Here is a 2,140-nt window from a genome sequence, read left to right as displayed (position 1 = left end):
ACTGTCATTCCCGATGATATTAATAGGTGTGGGTTTTATTTGGTATGCCTACAAATTTAACTCCGATAAACTATCGCACCGAGCATAAACTAGAAAATAAAAAATTGAGAGAAGCATATGAAGCAGTACTTAGCGCTTTGTCAGCGTATTATTGATGAGGGTGTGTGGGTAGATAATAAACGTACCGGAACGCGCTGCCTGACCCTAATCAATGCTGACCTGGAGTATGACGTTGAGAACAATGTATTTCCGTTAATTACCACTCGCAAAAGTTACTATAAAGCAGCCATTGCAGAACTTCTGGGTTATCTCCGTGGGTATAGCAGTGCTGCGCAATTTCGCGAGATCGGCTGTAACACCTGGAATGCTAATGCCAATGAGAATGAAGCCTGGTTGAATAATCCGCATCGTAAAGGTGAGGATGATATGGGGCGAGTATACGGCGTTCAGGGCCGGGCGTGGCAAAAGCCGGATGGCACGCCATTAGACCAGCTTAAAAAGATCGTCGATAACCTTTCGAAAGGGGTCGATGACCGCGGAGAAATTCTAAGCTTCTATAACCCGGGCGAGTTCGAAATGGGTTGTCTGCGCCCTTGCATGCATACGCACACATTTTCTTTGCTAGGGGATACACTGTATTTGACTAGTTATCAGCGTTCTTGTGATGTGCCGCTGGGGCTGAATTTCAATCAGGTTCAGGTCTATGTTCTGCTTGCTCTAATGGCACAGATCACGGGGCATAAAGCCGGTAAGGCTTACCACAAAATAGTCAATGCTCATATCTACGAGAACCAGTTAGAATTGATGCGAGATGTGCAGCTAAAGCGTGAGCCTTTCGCTTCTCCGAGACTAAATATCAACCCTGATATCAAGTCACTCGAAGACCTTGAAACCTGGGTGACGACCGCTGACTTTGAAGTCGTCGGCTATGAGTCGCATGACAGTATCCAGTACCCTTTTTCAGTTTAAATATATATCGAGTAGGAAGAAACAATGAAGCGCTCCATGATCGTCGCGATGGCAGAAAACCGAGTTATCGGCATTAACAACAAGCTGCCTTGGTATTTGCCCAATGATCTTAAGTACTTTAAACAAGTGACGATGGGCAAGCCGATTCTAATGGGGCGTAAAACCTATGAGTCGATTGGTAAGCCGCTTCCAGGTCGATGCAATATCGTTATAACGCGAAATGAAAGCTGGTCGGCTGAAGGCGTGAAAGTCGTGCACTCTCTTGAGCAGGCTTTTGATTTAGGAGAGTCGGTTTGTGATATTGACGGTCAGTCGGAAGTGATGATCATTGGTGGTGACCAGATCTATCAAACGAGTCTGCCGGATGTTGATCGTATCTATCTAACGAAAGTTCATGCAGAAGTCGAAGGCGATGCTTATTTTCCCGAAGTCGATTGGACTCAGTGGCGTGAAATTGGGCGGGAAGATTTTGAAGCCGAAGGGCCGAATCCCTATGATTATAGTTTTATCGTTTTGGATCGTAAGTAAAAAGAAAAGGACTGAACTTCTGCTCAGTCCTATGTTTCGTCGAGCTTAATCCAGCATATCCAAATTACGAACACCACCTTTATCGGCGCTTGTTGCCAGCATGGCATAGGCTTTCAAAGCGCTAGAGACCTTTCGCTCGCGATGCTCTGCTGGTTTCCAGGCTTGCTTGCCTTTCTGCTCCATTGCTTCACGTCGAGAGTTAAGTACCCCTTCTTCCAAGACAACATCAATTGAGCGATTAGGGATATCGATCTTGATTTTGTCGCCGGCTTCAATCAATGCGATAGCGCCACCGGCAGCTGCTTCAGGGGAAGCGTGGCCAATTGATAGGCCAGAGGTACCCCCTGAGAAGCGACCGTCGGTTAACAAGGCGCAAGCTTTACCTAGGCCTTTTGATTTCAGGTAACTGGTTGGATACAACATTTCCTGCATACCCGGGCCACCTTTAGGGCCTTCATAGCGAATAATAACCACATCGCCCTCAACTACGTCATCATTAAGTATGCCTTTTACTGCGGAATCCTGGCTTTCGAAGATAACGGCTTTGCCTTCAAACACGAGAATAGAGTCATCAACGCCAGCTGTTTTTACCACGCAACCGTCTTCAGCGATATTGCCGTACAAGACTGCGAGTCCACCCTCT

Annotated in this window: 3 protein-coding genes; 2 read left to right on the top strand and 1 reads right to left on the bottom strand. The window is 46.6% G+C overall.

Annotation, left to right across the window (positions count from 1 at the left end; all coding sequences use genetic code 11):
* The first annotated feature begins 117 nt into the window (after window positions 1-117).
* Both A3761_RS16190 and A3761_RS16185 read left to right on the top strand, forming a co-directional pair.
* Window positions 118-969 (top strand): thymidylate synthase, encoded by an 852-nt coding sequence (locus tag A3761_RS16190; RefSeq protein WP_068516218.1) that lies wholly within the window; start codon window positions 118-120, stop codon window positions 967-969.
* 24 nt (window positions 970-993) lie between these two features.
* On the top strand, window positions 994-1,497 hold the full coding sequence (locus A3761_RS16185; protein ID WP_068516222.1) for a dihydrofolate reductase: 504 nt from the start codon (window positions 994-996) through the stop codon (window positions 1,495-1,497).
* A gap of 45 nt (window positions 1,498-1,542) precedes the next feature.
* On the opposite strand, the gene A3761_RS16180 is transcribed toward A3761_RS16185, so the two are convergent.
* On the bottom strand, window positions 1,543-2,140 hold a 598-nt coding region (locus tag A3761_RS16180), incomplete at its 5' end, for a dihydroxy-acid dehydratase (protein WP_197473073.1).

The organism is Oleiphilus sp. HI0123, assembly GCF_001635315.1.
The sequence above is the reverse complement of the archived record's forward strand: the minus strand, read 5'-3'. Positions and strand labels throughout refer to the sequence as shown.

Bases quoted from the DNA above. Each gene is read 5' to 3' on its own strand.
- A3761_RS16190 (WP_068516218.1), top strand. From the start codon at position 118: ATGAAGCAGTACTTAGCGCTTTGTCAGCGTATTATTGATGAGGGTGTG.
- A3761_RS16185 (WP_068516222.1), top strand. From the start codon at position 994: ATGAAGCGCTCCATGATCGTCGCGATGGCAGAAAACCGAGTTATCGGC.